This is a genomic window from Edaphobacter sp. FHG110511_03, from assembly GCF_059115365.1.
On the sequence record NZ_JBZYWL010000002.1, the window covers coordinates 72,674 to 92,505 of the forward strand.

Sequence of the window (19,832 nt, forward strand, 5' to 3'; positions counted from 1 at the left end):
ATTCGCATGTTGCGGTCCATTGGATGTCTCCTCAGTGTGCTTCTTTACCACTGCTTCTGGCTAGCCAAAGGCGACTGACTATCTCGTTAGTAGTGCGAGTGATTCTGACGAGTCCAATTCAGGGTCAACACCACGGCTGGGCACTTTAGACATCACTGGAGACTACACCCGATGCACCGATAAACGGGTAGCTAAGGGTGACTACGCGAGGGGAATCAGAGGCTCAGCGAAATGGGTGAGAAGCCCTCTCTCTAGTTCTAGCTTCGCAAAGGCACTGGATTTTTGAAGCCCGAGGACAGGTGGCATTTCTATGATGAGTTGGACGCTGAGCTCGCAACCTATCTGCACTCAGATTTTGTAAGCATCAGAGCTCGTCAGAGGCGACGATCGGTCGGATGTCAGAAAATCACAGTGAAGCACTCTAGCGCGTAGAAATAGAAGACAATGCCCGGTCCAGAGCGATCGCTAAAAGGCGTCTGCTCGCAACCGCAATGGGAAGATACGTAGTCACCAATCGCTTTGGCAAGGTGCTTGCGACAACTAGCGTCCGAAGAGCGCTAAGCCGTTCGAGCCAATTGTCCAATGAGCTGCTCCTGAATTTTGTCCAGCCTGGGACGGATGACAGAAGTCAGATTAATCGGTTAGCGTGGCGGTGCGCTCCTTGCACACTGCTTTTCTGCTAGAAGCGGGTATTGAATTCTTACTGAGTTGCATCAATTTCCCTTGCTAGCAACCAATGCAGAAGCAGGTGCAATCCACAAAGCGTTGGCGTGGCTCTTTTGAAGAAAGTTTAGGGCGTATGTTACCTGAAAACGTTGCGACTGGCGGCCACCGTTCGCGACCTTGATAAGTTGTTGGTAGTAGCCGATAGCCTCCCGAGATAGATCCGCTTGTTCTGCTGCTCGGCCTGCGTTATAAAGCGCATTTAATCGGTTCGGGCTGAGTTTCAGTGCCGTTTTATACTGCGCCAGAGCCTCCACGGGGCGATTGTCAGCAAGCAGCATGTCAGCGTACATCTCACGCGCTGGGATATCCACCTCGGCCTGACCGACACGGTCCTGCATATCCGCAGCAGCGCTTATCTCCTTGAGCGCCTCAGCGTCTTCATGCTGAGCAAAACTTTGCCACGCTTTGATACTGCCCTGTGTCACGGCGATCTCATTGCCAATCGGGCCGCCTTCTTTTGCCGTCGCATCGGCAAACTGTTGCGCAACGGCAAATGCTTGGTCTGCAGCTTGCGCATCCCGTAGATGTCCGGCGGCGATGGCCTGGATCCAGGCTCGCATGTATTTCGTGGAGACGATCGAGTTCTGCGGCTCGGGGATGGTGAGGGCAGCCCTCCAGTCGTTCGTTTCGAGATCGTAGATTCCGGGGACTTCAACTTCGATATATGTAATAAAAGGTGCCATACCATCGCTAACAACATCAGGAATGGAACGAAGGTGCGCAGCCATAGGCTCCATGTTGTCGACGATGCGCCTTGCATTTGCATCGTCAGCTTCCTGCAGGTATGCATAGAGCAAAAACTCGGCGGCATGGATCTCGTGGGTCACGCCGCTTTGATGATTCTTTTCAGCCAGCTCAGAAGCGCGCATCGAAGCTTCATTGGAGTCGATATCTTCCTGCCACATGCCGAGGCGAGCGAAGATGTGACCTGGCATATGAAGGGCGTGAGCAGACGAAGGCGCGATTGATGCATACTTCTCCGCAGCCGGTAAAGCTTCACGAGCGAGCTGTGGGGTATCGCAAGTATGAATGATGTAGTGGGCGAAACCAGGATGATCGGGATGTGCTTTAAAGGCGGGTTCCAGGACGACGAGAGCTTTGCGGGCATCGCCGACCGGGTCTTCTGTGCCGACACTAGCCGCAAGGGCTAAACCGTAAAACGCAGTGGCTTCGACATCCTCGGGATCAGCAGTATGCAAAGCGCTCATGGCTTCGTCGTAGGTGTGCAGTGCCTGTTGATTCTGTGCAGGTTCGGCATGGAGATAGCCACTGAGAGCTGCGATGTAACGCCGCTCGCGGCCGGTCTTTGCGTTGAGAGCAGTTGCTTTGTCGATCTCGACGATACCGGCTTTGCGGCGATCGTCGGGCATTCCATCCCAGAATGGACGCCACTCAGTCATCGCGAGAGCCCAATGAACCATGGCACATGTTGGATCATCGGCGGCGACTGTCTGAAACTGCTTCTGTGCCTCTTCGTACCAGAACGAGTGCATCAGGGCGATGCCCCTCTCGAAGGGAGCTTGTACTGCAGGGGCACACGATATTGGCATGTGTACCGCACCAAATTTCTCTATCGCGGCGTTGGCATCACCGCCTTCTGCGCCGTGGTGATGATGTTGTGCTCGAAGGGGCAATACAGACAGGGTGAGGACAAAAACTATCGCAGCTAGCTTCTTCATGGTTTCCAGATTCAAAACACAACTTAAGATGCGCGGAAACATCAAGCGCTTCTTTATTAAATTTATTGACTAAGTGGCTTTCTGGATGATGACGATTCTCTTCCAGATCATCGCGATAGCCGATGACCAGAGCGCATAATCGAAAACGATGAGCAAATTCGTGGGCGGAGGAAGAGGCCAGTTTTCGGCGAAAGTGAGTACAAGCTCGCCCTGACGGCATTCTTAAAAAATCGTCTGATCTCATAGAAAAGTAATGATTCGGGTTATCCGCTTCATCACTAATGCGCAACCTCTATACGAGACGCTAGGCTTTCAAAACCGCAATATAAGCGCAATCGATTAGCGAGGAATCGCCAATGCACTCTTCGAACAGTTGATGGCAAATTCTGGGATTCTGGACGGTCACTGAGCAAAACCGCAAATAATTCTCGACTGGTGCTAACAGGCCTTAGCAGGTAAACGCCTCAGTGAGGAACTTTCCTTGGAGAGTCTGCTGAAGAACCGCAGACTTCTTAGGATACTTATCCGCAGTACCGCTTAAAATCTTGGCCTTGTTTCACTGAAGCAGTGAACGTGCCGCCGCGTTCGATGGGGGCCGAGTGCGCCGCTTTTAGCTATGAGTTTCATGGCTTGCGGATGATTCTACGAGCATGCCTAAGCTTCCTGCTCCACTTTTGTTGGCACTCTACTGAGCAAAATACAGTCGGAGAACCAGTTCGTCTCGCCGCTTCGCGGCGGCTCTCATTGATCGGCTGCTTACAACGCGGACACGTCGTCGGAAGTGACGGTAGGTCTGGCAGCTCACGGATAATTTTTTGTGACTTGTCCGCATGGCCAATGTGAAACCATGAGCAGTCAAAACACTGATACGCAATAATCAGTTCGCCGGTCTTGTTGCTTTGCTTCTCCGCAATTTTTTCGGCTTGCCTCCATGTTCGATAGGCTTGCTTGCGATCGCACCGATCTGCAGCTGGGTTTTTCCACTTGCCGTTGATAAACATTAGTAGGTTTCTCCTTTGGGATCTCTGTCTCCCTCGGATACAACCTACAAAGCTGTCGGCCGAATGTTGAATTTCGCATTGATTTTTGCGTTTTGTCCTCTTTGGTGAGGCTGAGCGTGCTCGAACAGCTGGATCAAGATCAGTGGTCAGGACCTGTGTACGACGATGCACTTCAGTGCTGATCCCAACACCAGCGGAACGCCGCGACAGGAACGGTGGATTTTGCTGGGGTCACATACACGATCACAAACCCGATCCCATGAAGGATCAGTGGCCTGACCTATCCCCTTCTCTCGTTTTTTAGCCGAGCGATAAGCCAAACGACCGCGCCTAGGAAAGATCGCCATCCGAAACAGCCATGTCCTCAGTGACGGCAGCAGAGATTTGCTCTTCATGTTCCGCTTCCCGCTGCCCCTGGATTTCCCGGCATTTTATTTCCCACTTCGCCTGCTGGCGCTCCCAACGGGTAGGGTTCTTCGTTCCGGCGGCAAACAAAGATCCAACCTTGACAGAGGTAAAGTGGGTGGATGCCTGATTGGACTTGGCGGTCTTCTTGGCTAACATCCCAGGGGTAGGCTTACTGGCGGGGGCTGACTTCTACGGACATCTGTTACTCCAGTCCTCAATATATGTGCAAAGCGCGAACGCCCTCACGTCAAATACCGCTCCGTCCCTATAAATTCCCATTATGGCCAGCCAACTTTGACAGTTAAAGGATAGGACTCTGCGGTCCACATGATCCGGCGGGGTCATGTACAGCATCAGTCAAATTTTTTTCAAAAAAATGCAGCCATAATCACTCTCGGCTGCTTTGCCTGGGTATTGAGCTTATGTCGGGGGCGTTATAAGCCACCCGCAATAGGAGCAACACAATGTCCGAGGTTTCGTCCGCCAAAGCCCCGATCGCACATACATACCCTCAGCGGTTGCTCGACAACACCGCCAAAATCATAAGCACGCCTAATTACGAGACCGAGACCACCCAAAACCGCGACCACGCCCTCTATCCGCTTTTTGAAACCATGTTGCGGACGATGGGACTGGCGCTCAAGGCCTCCTACACATGCCAAGACGTCGCGACCCTGTTCGGAGTGACGGCCCGCACGGTCCAGAGCAGGGTGGCGGATGGCACGCTTCCCAGCAGGAAGCTTATTGGGCGCGGCCGGTTCCTCCCTAAGGATCTTGAAGATTATCTCCGCGACGCCGGACAGCCTTCCCAATAGCTTCGCTTGCCCGCGGAATTCTTCACTCTGCGACGAAGTATCACGCTGGCGAGCACCTCTTTACACAAATTTGCGCCGTCCTTCGGAAGGCATCAGATGGCTTCGCGTTAGTTCGCATTTTACCCACGTTTTCCAGCATTGGTATGTAGGTTATCAATGCCAAAGAAAGTAGACATTTTGAAGAAGATGCAAAAGATCGGTCTTTCAATTGCTCTCACTGAGATCGCGGTGAAGGGCTGCCTCAGCAGCTCGTCGACCGTTTTCGATCTGCTCGCTCTCATCGAAAAACCCACTTCTACAAAGGGACCGGCAGTGCGTTCGGCTGCCTCAGCCTTTCTTTCGTTCCTCAGTACTTCAGCGAGTGAAACTCCTGTGCATCGCTTGGAAACCGAGTTAGAAGGTTTCCGGACCTACCTTCACCAGACGCGCTATACGCGCAATACGGTTAAATCGTACATTCACTGCATCGGGATACTACTCAAGTTAGCGAGAGAGTATGGCTGGGACAATCCACCCGAAGTAATGCCACCTGACTGGACTCTTGTTTTATCAATGGAGAACGCGTCGGAAGTCAAGTCCATCGTTCGGTTTGCGGTGCGTCTTGGAGTGAAGCCGTCCACGTTCAGTGAAGAGCATCTCTCAACGTGGTGTCAGGAGTTCGTCCAAAAAGGGCGCACACTGGCTACTGCGAAGACCTATGCCTCTAAGTTTCGCAAGGTTATCTCCATGACTGAAGTTGCTCATCTGAAACCCTTAGTGAAGCTGCAGCCAAAGAATTATGGTGTGTCACTGTCGCAGATGCATCCGACTTTACGAGCAGAAGTTGAGAAACTCCTGGCATACCGGACCGACGAGTTCGAACTCGAGCGTCCTGGTCCGGCCATCCGGCATGTGACTGCTCAGAGGTTGTCGGGAAGCTTAGTCAGGTTGACTGGCTATGTGCAGAACATTCGAAGGGGGGCCGTAGTCGAAACATTGTCGAACCTCCTCACCCGCGATAACGTTGTCGGTTACGTCTCGTGGGCACACAAGGAGCGTAAAGTTCAGAGTGAGACCTTTATCGGTGCACTGTCCGAGATTCGAGCCTCCTTCAAGGATCACCCTGGCTATCCTGACCTCGACCTAAGTTGGATCGCAGGGATAATGGCCAGGCTTCCGAAGCAGGCACAATCCGAAGTTGATGGACGTAAAGAACGGAAGTACATTGCCTTCGAGGCGGCAGATGCCATCCCTGGGAAGATTCGGGATCATCAGAGTCGGGCCAAAAACTTGAATTGTTTGGATAACGCGATCGGCCTCCGCGACGAACTGTTGATGTCTTGGCTAGTAATTCTTCCTTGGCGCCAAAAAAACCTTCGTGAATGTAGGCTTACAGGTGGCACACATCCTAATCTTTTCTTGGCGCCGGTTCGCGGTCAATCTACTGCAACCCGCCCAGGCTGGCTTGTGAAACAAGAAGAGGTAGATCCCGGCAACCCGGTATGGCAAATTCGTTTTACTAAAGATGAAACCAAAGCCAAAAACGGGGTCACGGCATTCCTCCCAGCTGAGCTTGTAGCGAAGTTGGAGCAATATCTGGTCCACAGGCAAGATCTCATTCCTCCAGGCGAGCCAGACCCGGGAACGTTATTTCTGACTAGTAAAGGCAAACAGATGAACAAACATTATCTATATCTGCGGGTCCAGGAACTGACCTCACGCTTTAGCGGAAGAGCCGTCAACCCGCACCTCTTCCGCGACATCGTAGCTTTCGAGTGGCTCAAGAACCATCCCGAAGACTATCTAACTCTGTCGAAGCTGCTCTGGCATCGCAATATCGAGCATACGCTTAAGATTTACGGCAGCAGGTTTGATGAGTCCACCGGCATTGCTCGCATGGATGACTGGAGGGCGTCGCGTAAAAAGAAAAACTAAGCCGCGAAGCAAACCTATCGCCTCTGAATAAGATCATCCGATACGATCGACCTGTTCTCATCATGCGTCGAAGGAGTAAACCTCTCGCGCTAGGGATTGGCCAAGTCGGCAAAGGCGGAAAGCGAAGCGGTTTACGCTAGCACCAAGGTGGTTCCATACGCCCCTTCCCTTGCGAGATCGAAACGACGACCATCCAGATTGTTTATCTCCGAGCGAAATCAGCGTATGTCTGTTCGGATATTTGTGCGCAAAGACCGGAGTACCGCACACTCGCGTCCATAGACTGCTCTACATCGCGACCCGGTTGACTAGGCAGAAATCTGGATTGTGAATAATCCCATCCCGATAATTTCTTCGAGAAAATGTTTTTAATAATCGGGATACGGACCTTCGTTTGAGTATTGAGGAGTAAAGAGCGCCCGATAGGCGCCTTCTAACTCTGATAACTCAAAAAGGAAGACACATGCTCTACCACTACACGACATCCCTTATATACAAACAGATCAAAAACGAAGGACTGATCCGGCCGTCTATGGCTTTTGTCCCTGCCCATGAGAGGCCTATCGTCTGGTTTTCAGCCGATTGTCTTTGGGAGCCCACGGTTCAGATGTTCCTCTTGCGAAACATGGATCGCGCTGCCCGGCGCCACAAATTGCAATCGCTCCTCCAGATGATGATTCTGCCCGTGCGCTTCGGAGTAGATAATCAGGTTGCACCGCATAGCTGGAAAACTTTAAGGAAGCTGAGCGGAATGTCCAAGAAGACCGCACGTCGTTTGGAACAGAGCGGATTGACTGTGGACGCCTGTCCCGAAAACTGGCGTGGTACCTTCACGCCGGTGGGACGCGAAGAATGGGTCTCAGTCGAGTACTTTGATGGGGTTGACTGGATTCCGGTTGAGCCTATCTCTTAACGGAGAGCACCCCGCTGGTTATACCCTGGGCCATCCTTTTTCGACGATAGATAGTTCTGGAGAATTAATGAGTAGGACGAGACCTCATTTGAAAGGCTCGAAGCGCTGCCATTGCCGCAACGACAACGGCTCCCGCAATGGCGGCGGAACCTACCGCGATAGCGGCGATCTTGAACAACTCCAGACGATCTCCATGGGTATTCGATTATAGGCCTTCCGATTTGATGTCTGCCTCGGTCATGGCAGACGAGAGTCGACGGGTGATGCGCAGGTCCGCCGGTACCGCAAGCTTCAGACGATGTGGCTTGACGACTACGAGGCGGTCGGAGAGTACCTAGGCAGGCGGAGGCTCTTCTTATTGGCGAGGAAAGACAGTCGACCTGATGATGGCGGGGCTGAGGACGACGGGCGCTACAAGAGAATCCACCCGAGACAGGAAGACGAGTGCGACTTCCTCTGTGGTATTGACCCTGACGATGCATGGCCTAGCTGGCGGCCTCTTCCAACACCGGAAGAATCAGCGTACGACAACTGGATGTGTGGTGCCCCTGCCAAGCCTCAGGTTCCGTTGAAGCCTGCATCAGTGTCGGAAGACCTGTTCGACGAGATCCTTGGTGCGGCGCCTGCACTCGTAGACGCACACGGCCACTTGTAAAGAAGACAGCCCCGGAGATTCAGGGTCCGAGATGCCCGTTTTAGGGATAAGTGGATCACGGGATCACTTCCCACAAGCCGACTTATCGTTACCTACGCTACGCAGATCTCGAGAACTCCGGTTGCTAGCTCCCTGGAACGAAGTGACACTATGGAATGCTGGCCCTGGGTCCTGTCGATCGCCAAAATGAGCTGCGCAGTTGCCTTTGCGAGGCTCCGCAGTTGCGTAGGGCGAGCATCGAATCGATCTTCGATCTCGAGATTGAGATCATCAAAGACGTCAAGTAAACGTGTCAGAGATGCAGGCCACCTTTCACCGGTACCTAGAACGAGTTGCTCGAATTCACCAAATCCGATCACTTCAAACTTACGTTCCTGTCCTTCGCAGGGACGGATCATCAAATCACCGATAGCGCTTTGCCAGTCTCTGTAAATCCAGGCCTCTCGCATGCTCAGGATGGCGAAGGCGTCCGGCCATGATCGCTCCAGCGAATCCTCGGTAATCTCATTCGTTCGTAGATGTGAAGTTAGACGATTCGACACAGTTCTGCATAAAGTGCGACGTGCGGATTCTTCGAGCAGAGAGAGGTCTTCAAGGCGTTCTTTTTCAAGTTGATCCCATATCAAGTTGTCGAGTTGAATAGCAAGACCTTTCGTCGCCGGGGTCGCTTCGAGGGTCTCTAAGTCACACAAGCGCCACAAGTCACATAAACGGCGGACACGCTCCCATTCAACCCAGCTACCATCGGCAAGAGAATTTTCGAAATCATCGATTGCCTGCTGAATCTTGTCGGCCTGACCAATTTCAGCAACGCGAAGATAAGAGAACTCTCGGCGGCATGCTCGAATCCAACCCAACATCGCAGCTAGTCTATAAAGAACACTGATTTTCTTGTACGACCTATACGCACTGCCAGGGTTTGAGCCGGATGATATGCCCTTTCCCAAAAGGTATACGGGACGATGCTCCTGATAAAGAATTTCATGCAAGCGGTTCAGGAGCGAGATCGCGGAATTGACTAAGGGATGGGCATACCTCTCATAGATTGCGATCTGGCTCTTTTGCTCTGTCCGTTTTTCCTCAAGGATCTTGAGAACGTAATCCTTCAAAACAATTCCGCTGATAGTAAATATCGACGTTATGAATGCTGCCATTACGGCTGCACTCAACCAATTGGTGGTAGGCGGAAGTGTGGATGGTGGGGCGACTGCCTGAAATACTAAAGATAACGGCATACTTCCTCAGGTGCTGAAATGATTTTGGCCAGTGTAGGGCATATGTCGGACAAGTGGATTATCAGTCGAGCGGTCACATCCAAAAACCACGAAGCCTCTGGTCGGTGCGGTGTTCGATCAACACCCCCGCGAGTTTTTCCCCGACATATTCGAAATAGTTCTTATTACCACCGGAAAACTTCTCGTGAGCATACAAAAACTTCCGTGCCACGACGGCATGCAGTAGCGGCAGCACGTTCACCGCGTCCCCACGAACCGTAGATACCCTGTCGCTGAACTGTTCCGCCAACCTCTCAACCGTCCAATAGTCGAAATGATGCTCCTTTTCCTGCCGCGCCCGACGCGCAAACTCGAAAGCGAACTGGCCAAAGCACAGCACTAGAAGCGGTCGGTGCTCGTTCAGGAGACGGCGAAAAGCAGCGATCTCGTCGGCAAGCCGCTCCTTTTGTACTTTGTCGCAAGGGTTTTCTACCGCGTTTTGGATGTAAAACTGATCATCAAGTCGACTCCTAGATACTAAAAACAGATGGTGCTGAATCGCTTTTTCAATCGGCGTCCAGATGTTGTGGCGTGTCGGGAATCGTGGATCCAGCGGCCCGTCGAGGTCCTCTTGCCAATCTAAGGGATTCGAGTCCGCAAGTAGCCAAATGCCGGAATTGGGAGATCCGTTGGTGCGCTTCATCATTTTTGTTCTCCTATTATCCACCGACCATAAGGTCTTTAACACTTCGGGTTGCTGGTCCGCCCGAAGGACGGGAAGCTGGCGTCAACTCGGACCGGTAGGGCTTCGTCTAGGTCAACGTTGCAGCGGGTATGTTGGTCGGCGATGACAAGAATGACACCGCCATCATGATGACGGAGATGAAGAAGAAGGAGCCGGGCGTTTGGTTCCCGCACCTGAAGGCGAAGTAGCAAGAAATAAGGGAGCCACCGGTTGCACGGTGGCTCCCTCACGATGCGGTTAGTCCCGCGTCGCCCCAAAGATAGCCGCTCCGCCTCGAAGGCGACCCAGCCGTTGCCAGCTGACAGTGGCAGCGAACTACCGATCCCTGAACTAGTTTGCCATGCAATGACTAATGAGAGTTGGCGTTCTCATCCATGCCCCAGATCGCTAATGACTTTCCAAGTCGGTGCGTTTTTCACTCATCAGAACTGATTAGGTTGAACCCACCCTTTGCTGGGATTTTGAAGCTCTTCACGCATAAGACCCATCCACGCATTAGAGCGTACCGCCAAGTGCACCAGGGCGTACCGGGAAGTGCACAGGGAACGTCTACCAGCGATCTCAAGGGAACCAACCAGAAAAAGCGAAGACCACTTCAGACCACTAGACCACTTTATGGCAACTGGCAAGTTCAGCTGGCATTCGGTTGGTGCATAAGCGACATTTTACAGACAGATACGGAGGATTGTTTACGTCGCCGAAGGCCTTGGCCGATCCGGTGACGCTGATCTCCTGGAATCGTCGCGATACTCCTATGCATAATTGATGCACAAATATACATTCCCGACCCCAAAGATAATTAGGAGGGTAAACAACCTACTTACAATGAGATGCAGCGTGTTTTTCATCCACCCAACGCCGTCGCGCCGCCGACCGCACCGGCAGAAGTACTCCGACAACTCCGCTTCAAGGCTCTTCGATTCACAGCAGTCTCTTCGAGGGGTTGGTGCCCCCAAAAATCAACTGTCAGTCTGCCTTCTGCGCACAGAATCTGGGACCTGTTCACACCTTCCAAAGGTTGATGTTTCGTATTTCTTGATCGAGTGCGGACCCATCACCTCGACCGTCCGTTTATAGCGAAGAGTCTCAAAGGAGATCGACAGACGTAGACGTACCGGCGTCCCTCCTGCCAACCCCGTTTCAGTTAACCACGAGTCCCCGTCTTTGTCATACATCTCCTCATGCGAAAACGGTATGCCCTTCACATAGCCGCGAACGTTGATCCAACCCCTAGTCAAACTCGCCTTCGTGGCCGGTGACAACTTTGCGTAGCCACCGATGCTGATGAGAAATTGTTTGTACGTTTCGCTCCGACCAAAAATAAAGAAGTTATGACTGTTGGAATCTTCGTCGAAGCAGACATACTCGTCGGCCATCCGGTCCAGACCGCCCGCCTTGTAAAGCTCGTCATAATAATTTCTAGCTGTTTGGGCAGATGCGGCAACACTTACGACGAACAGCGTGGCCATGGAGACCCAGACTTTCATCATCCCCCGCATGGGAAGCTCCTCAGCATTGCCCCTTGCATACAGATCCAACCGTTCTCGCTGAGTTCCTTGGGATTAGCCTCTAGATACTTGACCAGAATTCTAATCACCTCCTCGAGGTTGGCGTTGTGCTCAATACAGTAATGCTTCATGGGGTTGTGATCTCGAATATCGATGGTATGCCAGAATTCGTTGGAGTCCATTACACCTTGGATGTACGAGATGCAGCGGTCACTTGCTCGATCTTCCTCAAGGGTGAGCTTGGGGGACACGTCGGTGCTTTTGATGGCAGCCCGGCAGTCGTGAAGGAGTCTTGTACCGGTGACTTTGGAGAGAGCGTGGGTGGGGGCGCAGCAAAGAAGGATAGCGACGGCCAGCAGCATACGAGATCGCATGTTCCGAACAATACTAAAATTTCGCCGCAACTATTTTTAAAGATATATGGGTCCGGGAGCCTTCTGTGGGTATTAGCGATCACCGGGTCGCTTATAGCCCACCAGGAGCAGGACGTGTACAGCATCATCGAAGATCTCGAAGGCCGGAAAAGTGTTCTCAAGGTGAAGGAGCTCGCTCAGATTCTCCGCGTGTCCGAAGACTGTGTTTATGACCTCGCCGCCCAAGGTGGAATCCCGTCCTTCACAATCGCCAAGCAGCGCAGATTCGACCCGAAAACCCTAGCATTCTGGCTTCGCAGGAAAGATCCGACCCTTGCCCAGGCCGTGAGATAAAGAAAAAGCCACCCAATCAGTGGGGTGTCTTCCCTACCCTACGTCATTAACTTCAGGAGGATGCCCGCTTACTTTCAGCGCTTCGCTTGCCTCCCTCGGACATCTTCCTTCGGGCCTCGTCGCTGATCACGTGCACCCTTTTATGCACCACCGGCTCGAACTTGTCGGGCAGGTACATTGTTCCGAGCCCGGTCTCGGCGATCTTCTCGTGAAGGTCGTCATTGATCAGCTCGTGCAGATAGATATGTGTTGTCGCAACATCCTTATGGCCAAGCTGCCGGGATATGTCGACGATATTTACGCCAGCTCTCAGATGGTTCGTCGCGAACGTGTGCCTGCAGATATGCAGACCCACCTTTCGGCACTGGGGTACATTGGCGCAGTTCGTGATCTTATCCTTCGTTTTAACTATGCAATCGCTACAGTTGAGTCCAGCGCGGAAGTAATCCAGCTTGAGGAGGTCGAGCATATTGGTCCTGTTCTTCCCACCTGGTTTCTTGAGACCTGCGATGCCTTTGGCGGGCTTCGTCGGAAACACGAGGGAGCTTCCTTTGGGGAGCGTCACGCGGTGTTCGCGCAACAACTCAAACAGCTCCGGTACTACGACCACGGTGCGCTCCTCGTGGGTCTTCGGTGTGAAGTCGAACCCGTGCTCCGCCATCGTCTTCTTCGTGACTGAGATTTCATTGCGCCGAAAATTCACGTCGGCCCAGGAGCAGAAAGCAACCTCCTGTTCTCGGAAACCGGTGTGCAGGAAGAAGGACCAGAGTATGAAGTGTTCACGGCTCACAGTGGAGAGCAGATGCTTCAAGGTGTCGATCGGGTAGGTGCGGCGGCTGGATTTCTTCGTAGCCTTCGGCCAGTCCCCTGCCTTCATCTCAATCTTGACTCCGAGCTGACGTAGAACCCCGTGAACGATCCGGGCTTTCACCCTAACCGTCTTACGCCCAAGTTTGTCAGACAGCTTCTTCATGAAGGCACGAAGGTCGTCGCGGTTGACATCGACAAGGAGCTTTTTGGGTATGAATTTATCGAAAGCCTCCAAGCACTCTTTGTACTTAGCGAAGCTCTTGGGCCGTAGACGTGCCCCCTCATCTGCCAGGTATCCTTTGATGGCTGTTTCCAGAAGCTCCCCCTCCACCTTGATCTGGGGCGCATCGTTTTCGACCTCTACACCATCTGCCCTTACAGAATGAATCTTCGACTGGATACGATGGGCGTCGATGGCCTCATGACCGTTCTCTCCCACCGGCCTCTGAATGCGCTTCCCGCCCTCACGCCACTCTATGTAGAAGGTGCCGCCGGACATCTTCGTTGCTACACCACCGATGATCACCTTGTCGGCGACGTAAACGCCGTTACGTTTAGCCACCGGTAGGAAGGTCCACCCATTTTCAAGTTTCACTCGTCGCTTCAGGTTCACCGACGTTGCTCTGCTCATCTAGACCCCTGTGTATCCATGGTTCGAATGAGCTTTTACCCTTCAAATGGATACACGATGGATACACGAGCATAGAGTTGGTGTCAATGTATTGAATACATTGAGGATCAAAGGGCACCTTACCTCGAATCCCTGTCTCTCCGCCATAAATCGAATCAATAAGTTAGGTCGAGCAACCAGTTCCCGACTAAATTCTAAAATATCCCAAAGCGTGCGCACTTGAGAACGTCGTTTTGTGTTCTCAACAGGTCAATAATTCACAGCTCTTATCTTCGCTTTTAATTCGCTATACTCTTCCATGTTCGACCCCGACGCAAACCTCGCAAGGCTCAACCGGAACATGGTCTACCTCGGTGCCTGCCTGATAGCCGGAATGCGTCTAGCGCGTCAGAAGCAGGTGAACGTTCGGGTGATTCCTACGATTCAAGCTATTGAGGAATTCCGTGGATCTCGCCCACGAGGTCTACAACCGCGTATCTCGGCGGGTACCCGAACGCTTCAATAAGACATGAGCACAAGGTGAATGGGAATAGATTGCGCCCCTGAAGGGTTATTCCTCAAGATGACAGTTGACCAATTGGAAATCTCCGGAGGAGATAACAGATGATGACAACCTACAAACTTGTTGCCGTGCCGTTCCTGCTTCCCGAGGGTGATTTCAAGGGTCACCTTGAGACCGTCACGTTTGTCGCCGCCAATGAAGAGCGGACCCACAAGTGGTGGGCAGTGAACGTGGGCACATTTGAGAGTGACTTCCGCAAGGTCGTGTCACCGGAGATGGCGCGGCACGTTGTGGAGAAGCTACGGGCAGGAAAAACGGTCGAGTTCCCCAACCGTTATGAACTGAGAGAAGTGCAAGGACGTTTCGGTGGTAATTGGAAGGACTGAGCGTACGACGTGCGCACCTTCTTCGCAGTTCCGCGTCAGTACTAACCACAAATTTATGCGCTGTGGTGCACTGTGAAAATGGAGTATACCGTGAACAATCAAACATCATCTTTGCTTGCTGACAACCAAAATGCGCTCGATAAGGTTCCCTGGTATGAAGGGACTACCGGGGAACGTATTGCTGTGCGGATTCCCAGCACAGAAACGAATGGGGCATATGCAATTGTGGAATCCGTTGCAACTCCTGATTGCAGCGTGCCATTGCACCTTCATCGCAACGAAGAGGAACATTTTGTGGTTGTCGATGGTCTCTATCGGATCCAGATCGAAGACAAAGTGTTCAACGCACCGGCCGGTACCAGCGTTACGGTTCCAAAAAACGCACGGCATAGTTGGCGGAATATATCCAATGAGCCTAGTCGTCTCCTGGTAGTTTTGACGCCTGGAGGCTTTGAGAAATGTATCCAGACCATACGCGACAGCCCCGCGGATAAGATCCTCGAGACAGCGGCAAGTTATGGCTGTTTCGTTGTGGGCCCACCGGTCAGCATGTAAATCTCTTTTGGCTAAGGAATTTCCAGGCAACACCCAAGAATCCCAAGGTGAGAGAGGTCCCCTTCGACCATTGCAGCTACATGGGCTGCGTAAACTGCCCTGAGGTCGTAAGCCAGGGCGTCGTGGTGTCGCACTGCACCTGCGCACACCATCGGCTCGTGCAGTAAATCTCTATCCAGGGTGTACGGGCCGTGACGAGGAAAAAGAAGCCCCAGGCAGGCCCACCCGAGGCTTTGCGAGGTACCGGAATGTGTGTTGCCTGATTAAATAACACGCGATGCGCGTATAAATTCCTCAATGGGTTTCCTGCGAGTGCGCCAATGTGTGGCCGCTACTACCGTAAATCAGACAAACATAAGATCGCCGATGCCTTCCACATGAAGCACGTCGGCGACTTTCCTTTGCCTTCGTGGGACTACAACGTAGCTCCCAGCACTATGCAGCCTGTCATCCGTGCCAACCGCGATACAGGTGAACGAGAACTAGTTAAGCTTCGTTGGGGTCTGGTTCCCTTCTCCCAAAAGAGCCTTGCTGACCTCAAGGGCAAAAAGCACCATCAATGCCAGGGCAGAAACCATCACCCGTGGTTGGTGGGCTCAACCGTTCAAGAAAGGTCGCTGTCTTGTTCCGGCATCAAGCTTCTACGAATGGACGCACGACAAAGACAACAAGCCTTTCGCGTTCGATCTCAGCAACGGTCACATGATGGCGTTCGCTGGCCTGTGGGACGCATGGAAAGACCCGGCCAATGGTCAGTGATCCCTGTCACTCCGCCATATCTTTGTCTAATTTCCCTCCCGCTAGACTGACTCAAACGTATCTCTTGACGAGCTTGCATTCCTCGGGCCGCGTCAGATCATATCGGGCCAGATTCTCAGACCAAACCACACGATTAAACGTATTCGATGAAGCCCCCCGGTTGGACGAGTCCACGTGATCCTCCGCGATGAGCATATCAGCACAAACTGCTGCTGTTTGTGCAGCCCCATCACCTTGTAAGCGCGCCGGTCTCTAAGCTCATCCCAGCAACCCGTACAGAACGGCACCAGAAGGCGCTTCCCGTTCAGTGAAGGAGCGTTGAGAAGCCTTATCGGCCCATCCACCGTCCAATCTCCTCTGGCTTCTTTCCTAAACACTCGATAAACTTAGGGCCGTTCCCCATACGTGCGTTCTTTGACGAACTCCCCCGAGTTTACTGAGAGGTTCTATGACTCGTTCGCCTCGCTTCTGCCTCGCGTTTGCAGTTTTTACTTTAATAACTGTCGCCTCTGTTCATGCGGTTCCTATCACAACAACGAATTTGGCAATCACAGCCAGCGGCAATACGGTAACGACTGTCAATCCATCCACGGTCATCACACTTACAGCAACTGTGACTACTGCGGGCGCTCCCGCAACCTCAGGTCAAGTCGCTTTTTGTGATGCCAACGCAGCCGCTTGTACTGACATTCACATTCTGGGAACTGCTCAGATACAACCGGATGGAACAGCGACTTTGAAATTGATTCCTTCTCGAGGATCTCACCTTTACAAGGCTGTAGCCACTCTTGACGGTGTAACGCATTCTTCCTCTTCTGTCCCTCTCGCGGTAGACCCTCCCTCTCCTCTTTATTCCGCGAGTCTAACTGTCACAGGATCCTCAGGCAGTCCGCTTCTTGCAACCGTCAGTGGCACCGGTCCGGCGGTTCCAACAGGCACGGTGACTCTCTCAAACTCGCTTAGCCCTTCTTTAGGTGGAAGCGTAACCTTGAACGGCGGCTCCCTGACTCAGCGAATAGACTCCTCTGAAAGAGACCTCTCCTCGTTGGATGTCCCAGTTCTCTTCAAAACGGCAGACTTTAATAACGACGGCGAAGCCGATCTGTTAGCTTCCTTTATTCCGAGCACCCTGAACACAGGAGCGTCTCCATCACGGGTGTATCTTAGTGGCTCTTCTTATTCATCTCTGACGGCAGGTATTCCAAATGGCTGTATCAGCGCTGCGACTGCCGATTTCAATAGCGATGGCAAGACCGATATTGCCGTTTTCGTCAACGGCGCTACCGGTCCCGGTTTACTCACCGGACACGGTGACGGGACCTTCTCCGGTCCAAGCTTTACTGCAGGGGCCGCCTGCAATCCTATCCTCACTAGCGACTTCAATATGGATGGCCAGCCAGACGTGGCTGTTTTGAATACGAACGAAGTCGATATCTGGTTTGGGGCCCCGAACGGTACCTTTGCCGCGGGTCCTGCACTATCCACTTCGGCAGCACAGTATATTCAAGTCGGCGACTTCGACGGAGATGGTATTCCTGACCTTGCCGTTGCGTCCGCTTCTACGGTGAATATCTTCTTGAATCAAGGAACTGGAACATTTGGCTCTCCCGGCGTGTCGACGCAGGGATCCTTTCAAACGATGCTCGCCGCGGATTTTAATAACGACGGCAAGTCCGATCTGGCTACGGGGACAAACATCGTTCTGCTCAGTAAAGGGGACGGGACTTTTAGCTCGCAGACAATAACGATTCCCAACGGCGGCACATCCACGTCCTATGTAGGGGACTTCAATGGAGACGGTAAAACGGATTTGGCATTCCTGTACGGAGGATTAAACACCAGCAATACTGTGTTATTCGGCACAGTGTGTCCCGGTCTTGGCGATGGAACGTTTGCATGTCCCGGATCGTACGACGTAGCGACTCTGGGTAATGCAATCCTTTTTCCGACTTATCAATATGGCGATTATGCTTTCAATTATGTGCCAAATGTAGCTACAACGATGGACATGAATGGAGATGGCATCGCGGACCTCTACATGGGCCTAAAGGTAAACGGCCTATCAAGATCGGGTGCGCCCGATCTCACCGCTGGATTGGAATATGAGTCTTTTGCAACTGTCACTAGCTCTTCCTCTTCAGCCATTCTCCCTGGAATCGTCTCAGTTCCGTCTTCTTCTGATCTATATGCAAAATATTCTGGCGATGCATTCTATGAACCAGGCAGCAATGTAAGCGTAGACTCATCAAGCTACCCCATTTCAACTCTCAATCTGACTGTCGATAATCCCAACCCCTTTCCCGGCTAGTCGATTACGCTTACAGCTACTCTGACACCCTACTCCGGCGCAGGGTTTTCAACCGATGGAGAGGCCGTCTCCTTCAATTGCGGTGAAGTTTTAACATCAACCGCTACTTTGCATTCAGGAGTTGCCGCCGTCACTACGTCTTCACTTCCTTCCGGAGGGATTAGTTGCCGAGCAAGTTTCGCTGGAGACACTCATTTCGCTTCAGCACTCTCCCCATCCACCGCCGTCACAGTACAATCAGGCCCTTCCCTGCTAGCGTTTTCCATCCCAAACCACAACTATGGAGATACATTTACTCTTTCAGCGACTTCGCCTTCGCCTGGTACGATCAGCTATTCCAATATCAGTGGTCCGGCTACATTGAACGGCACGACCGTTACTGCCACTGGTTTGGGGCAAGTCACGCTGCAGGCCTCGCTCGCAGCCTCAGGCCAATATCCTGCTGCTACGCAAGCGGCAACGTTTACGGTGGCCACGGCTAATCTCGCAATCACAGCGAACAACGCAGTGCGTGTCTATGGCGGAGCTAATCCTGTCTTTACCGGAACAATCAACGGTGCTCGCTTTAATGATGGCAGCATCTTGGCGGAAAGCTTCTCCACCACTGCAAACGCCGCGAGTCCCGTTGGTAGCTATTCCATTATTCCCTCGGTCACCGGCGCTGCGATTGGAAACTACTCTATAAATGCTGGAAACGGCACGCTCGTCGTCAGCCAGGCAGGGAGCGCAACTACCTTCTCGCTTTCCAACAACAACGCATCGCTCACCGCGAATGTCGTATCGCTCACCAGCGGTACTCCAACCGGCACGGTTACCTTCCTTGCAGGACAAACCACTCTTGGCAAGGCAGCCATCAGCAACGGAACCGCAACATTGAGCGGAGTCAACATTTTCTCACGGGATGCCGTCATCAGCGCGCAGTACAGCGGCGACGCTAACTTCACACAGTCCTCGGCCCCGCCTATCTTCCCATTTGCAGTGACACCCGCAAACGGGACGCTGACAACATCAACGTCGGGCACCGTCACCGATATGCTTGCTCTGGGAACCATTCCGGGATATAGCGGAGCTGTGCAACTCTCCTGTACCGGGCTTCCTGCAAATGCCACCTGCACCTTTAGCCCACCGAGTGTAACCTTCGGCTCAAGCGCACGAATGCAGTCGACTGTCACGATAACCACCGGTAGCACAGCAAATGCGGCCTTGGCCGGCAACCATGCACCGCAACTCGCCGCGGTGGTGGGTGCGCCCGCGTTGTTTTCGTTCTTGTACCTTCGTCGCCGTAGAACTCCGCTGCGTAACCTGATCCTGCCTGCGATGTTGCTGCTGGCCAGCGTTACCATGGTCAGTGCCTGTGGCGGAAGCAGCTCCACAACATCGACCTCGTCACCAACACCGCCCTCGTCACCAACAACAACACCTTCCGGTACCTACACCATCAATGTCGTGGCCACAGGAGCAGGCGGGCTCGCACTCACAACTCCCGTTGTTCTCACCGTCCATTGATACTTCCATGCTGGTGCAGAACATGCCCCAGCATCCCCAGGGAAGATTGAGTTCACGAGGTGACTAGCGAATTCGCTAATCACTCCCGCG

The 19,832-nt window shown here is 52.7% G+C and carries 17 protein-coding genes and 1 pseudogene; 11 read left to right on the plus strand and 7 right to left on the minus strand.

All coding sequences use genetic code 11. The features are described 5' to 3' along the window. Window positions 1-713: 713 nt before the first annotated feature. Entirely contained in the window at window positions 714-2,405 is a 1,692-nt protein-coding gene (locus AC5S26_RS09755; protein WP_494184704.1) for a tetratricopeptide repeat protein, read from the minus strand. Window positions 2,406-3,736: 1,331 nt separating this feature from the next. Then, window positions 3,737-3,970: a hypothetical protein gene (locus AC5S26_RS09760; protein ID WP_494184705.1), complete on the minus strand. Its 234-nt coding sequence runs from the start codon at window positions 3,968-3,970 to the stop codon at window positions 3,737-3,739. 308 nt (window positions 3,971-4,278) lie between these two features. On the opposite strand from AC5S26_RS09760, the gene AC5S26_RS09765 reads away from it, so the two are divergent. The 4 genes from AC5S26_RS09765 (at window position 4,279) to AC5S26_RS09780 (ending at window position 7,667) form a co-directional block, all read left to right on the plus strand. After that, window positions 4,279-4,629 carry a helix-turn-helix domain-containing protein gene (locus AC5S26_RS09765; RefSeq protein ID WP_494184706.1) on the plus strand — a complete coding sequence of 117 codons (351 nt, stop codon included), beginning with the start codon at window positions 4,279-4,281 and terminating at the stop codon, window positions 4,627-4,629. 156 nt (window positions 4,630-4,785) lie between these two features. Next, the gene (locus AC5S26_RS09770) at window positions 4,786-6,543 is read left to right on the plus strand and encodes a site-specific integrase (RefSeq protein ID WP_494184707.1); all 1,758 of its coding nucleotides are present in this window, start codon (window positions 4,786-4,788) and stop codon (window positions 6,541-6,543) included. 751 nt (window positions 6,544-7,294) lie between these two features. After that, entirely contained in the window at window positions 7,295-7,456 is a 162-nt protein-coding gene (locus tag AC5S26_RS09775) for a hypothetical protein (RefSeq protein ID WP_494184708.1), read from the plus strand. A 67-nt stretch (window positions 7,457-7,523) separates the two neighbouring features. Then, the gene (locus AC5S26_RS09780; RefSeq protein ID WP_494184709.1) at window positions 7,524-7,667 is read left to right on the plus strand and encodes a hypothetical protein; all 144 of its coding nucleotides are present in this window, start codon (window positions 7,524-7,526) and stop codon (window positions 7,665-7,667) included. A 536-nt stretch (window positions 7,668-8,203) separates the two neighbouring features. Here the strand turns inward: AC5S26_RS09780 and AC5S26_RS09785 are convergent. The 4 genes from AC5S26_RS09785 to AC5S26_RS09800 all read right to left on the minus strand — a co-directional run bounded on the left by AC5S26_RS09785 (window position 8,204) and on the right by AC5S26_RS09800 (window position 11,952). After that, a complete protein-coding gene (locus AC5S26_RS09785; protein WP_494184710.1) occupies window positions 8,204-9,265 on the minus strand; it encodes a hypothetical protein in 1,062 nt (353 codons plus the stop codon). Between the two features lie 154 nt (window positions 9,266-9,419). After that, window positions 9,420-10,031 carry a hypothetical protein gene (locus AC5S26_RS09790; protein WP_494184711.1) on the minus strand — a complete coding sequence of 204 codons (612 nt, stop codon included), beginning with the start codon at window positions 10,029-10,031 and terminating at the stop codon, window positions 9,420-9,422. A gap of 998 nt (window positions 10,032-11,029) precedes the next feature. Next, a complete protein-coding gene (locus tag AC5S26_RS09795) occupies window positions 11,030-11,569 on the minus strand; it encodes a hypothetical protein (protein WP_494184712.1) in 540 nt (179 codons plus the stop codon). Beyond that, window positions 11,557-11,952, minus strand: coding sequence for a Rap1a/Tai family immunity protein (locus tag AC5S26_RS09800; RefSeq protein ID WP_494184713.1), 396 nt, complete (start codon window positions 11,950-11,952; stop codon window positions 11,557-11,559). The genes AC5S26_RS09795 and AC5S26_RS09800 overlap by 13 nt, the downstream gene beginning before the upstream one ends. A gap of 162 nt (window positions 11,953-12,114) precedes the next feature. Between AC5S26_RS09800 and AC5S26_RS09805 the strand changes: the two genes are divergently transcribed. Further along, window positions 12,115-12,285, plus strand: coding sequence for a helix-turn-helix domain-containing protein (locus AC5S26_RS09805; protein ID WP_494185399.1), 171 nt, complete (start codon window positions 12,115-12,117; stop codon window positions 12,283-12,285). Window positions 12,286-12,337: 52 nt separating this feature from the next. Here the strand turns inward: AC5S26_RS09805 and AC5S26_RS09810 are convergent, their stop codons facing one another. Then, window positions 12,338-13,726: a tyrosine-type recombinase/integrase gene (locus AC5S26_RS09810; RefSeq protein ID WP_494184714.1), complete on the minus strand. Its 1,389-nt coding sequence runs from the start codon at window positions 13,724-13,726 to the stop codon at window positions 12,338-12,340. Window positions 13,727-14,329: 603 nt separating this feature from the next. Here AC5S26_RS09810 and AC5S26_RS09815 point away from each other — a divergent pair. The 6 genes and pseudogenes from AC5S26_RS09815 to AC5S26_RS09840 all read left to right on the plus strand — a co-directional run bounded on the left by AC5S26_RS09815 (window position 14,330) and on the right by AC5S26_RS09840 (window position 19,742). Next, window positions 14,330-14,614, plus strand: a complete 285-nt coding sequence (locus tag AC5S26_RS09815) for a hypothetical protein (RefSeq protein ID WP_494184715.1) — start codon at window positions 14,330-14,332, stop codon at window positions 14,612-14,614. A 90-nt stretch (window positions 14,615-14,704) separates the two neighbouring features. After that, the gene (locus AC5S26_RS09820) at window positions 14,705-15,169 is read left to right on the plus strand and encodes a cupin domain-containing protein (RefSeq protein WP_494184716.1); all 465 of its coding nucleotides are present in this window, start codon (window positions 14,705-14,707) and stop codon (window positions 15,167-15,169) included. Between the two features lie 377 nt (window positions 15,170-15,546). Continuing rightward, window positions 15,547-15,636: pseudogene (locus AC5S26_RS09825) on the plus strand (hypothetical protein); the annotation flags it as partial. A 61-nt stretch (window positions 15,637-15,697) separates the two neighbouring features. Then, window positions 15,698-15,928, plus strand: a complete 231-nt coding sequence (locus tag AC5S26_RS09830) for an SOS response-associated peptidase family protein (protein WP_494184717.1) — start codon at window positions 15,698-15,700, stop codon at window positions 15,926-15,928. Between the two features lie 448 nt (window positions 15,929-16,376). Continuing rightward, window positions 16,377-18,236 carry an FG-GAP repeat domain-containing protein gene (locus AC5S26_RS09835; protein ID WP_494184718.1) on the plus strand — a complete coding sequence of 620 codons (1,860 nt, stop codon included), beginning with the start codon at window positions 16,377-16,379 and terminating at the stop codon, window positions 18,234-18,236. A 360-nt stretch (window positions 18,237-18,596) separates the two neighbouring features. Continuing rightward, window positions 18,597-19,742, plus strand: coding sequence for an MBG domain-containing protein (locus AC5S26_RS09840; RefSeq protein WP_494184719.1), 1,146 nt, complete (start codon window positions 18,597-18,599; stop codon window positions 19,740-19,742). Window positions 19,743-19,832 lie beyond the last annotated feature (90 nt).

Coding starts and splice junctions, on each gene's coding strand:
- AC5S26_RS09755 (WP_494184704.1), bottom strand. CDS start 2,405: ATGAAGAAGCTAGCTGCGATAGTTTTTGTCCTCACCCTGTCTGTATTG.
- AC5S26_RS09760 (WP_494184705.1), bottom strand. CDS start 3,970: ATGTTAGCCAAGAAGACCGCCAAGTCCAATCAGGCATCCACCCACTTT.
- AC5S26_RS09765 (WP_494184706.1), top strand. CDS start 4,279: ATGTCCGAGGTTTCGTCCGCCAAAGCCCCGATCGCACATACATACCCT.
- AC5S26_RS09770 (WP_494184707.1), top strand. CDS start 4,786: ATGCCAAAGAAAGTAGACATTTTGAAGAAGATGCAAAAGATCGGTCTT.
- AC5S26_RS09775 (WP_494184708.1), top strand. CDS start 7,295: ATGTCCAAGAAGACCGCACGTCGTTTGGAACAGAGCGGATTGACTGTG.
- AC5S26_RS09780 (WP_494184709.1), top strand. CDS start 7,524: ATGAGTAGGACGAGACCTCATTTGAAAGGCTCGAAGCGCTGCCATTGC.
- AC5S26_RS09785 (WP_494184710.1), bottom strand. CDS start 9,265: ATGGCAGCATTCATAACGTCGATATTTACTATCAGCGGAATTGTTTTG.
- AC5S26_RS09790 (WP_494184711.1), bottom strand. CDS start 10,031: ATGATGAAGCGCACCAACGGATCTCCCAATTCCGGCATTTGGCTACTT.
- AC5S26_RS09795 (WP_494184712.1), bottom strand. CDS start 11,569: ATGCGGGGGATGATGAAAGTCTGGGTCTCCATGGCCACGCTGTTCGTC.
- AC5S26_RS09800 (WP_494184713.1), bottom strand. CDS start 11,952: ATGCGATCTCGTATGCTGCTGGCCGTCGCTATCCTTCTTTGCTGCGCC.
- AC5S26_RS09810 (WP_494184714.1), bottom strand. CDS start 13,726: ATGAGCAGAGCAACGTCGGTGAACCTGAAGCGACGAGTGAAACTTGAA.
- AC5S26_RS09815 (WP_494184715.1), top strand. CDS start 14,330: ATGATGACAACCTACAAACTTGTTGCCGTGCCGTTCCTGCTTCCCGAG.
- AC5S26_RS09835 (WP_494184718.1), top strand. CDS start 16,377: ATGACTCGTTCGCCTCGCTTCTGCCTCGCGTTTGCAGTTTTTACTTTA.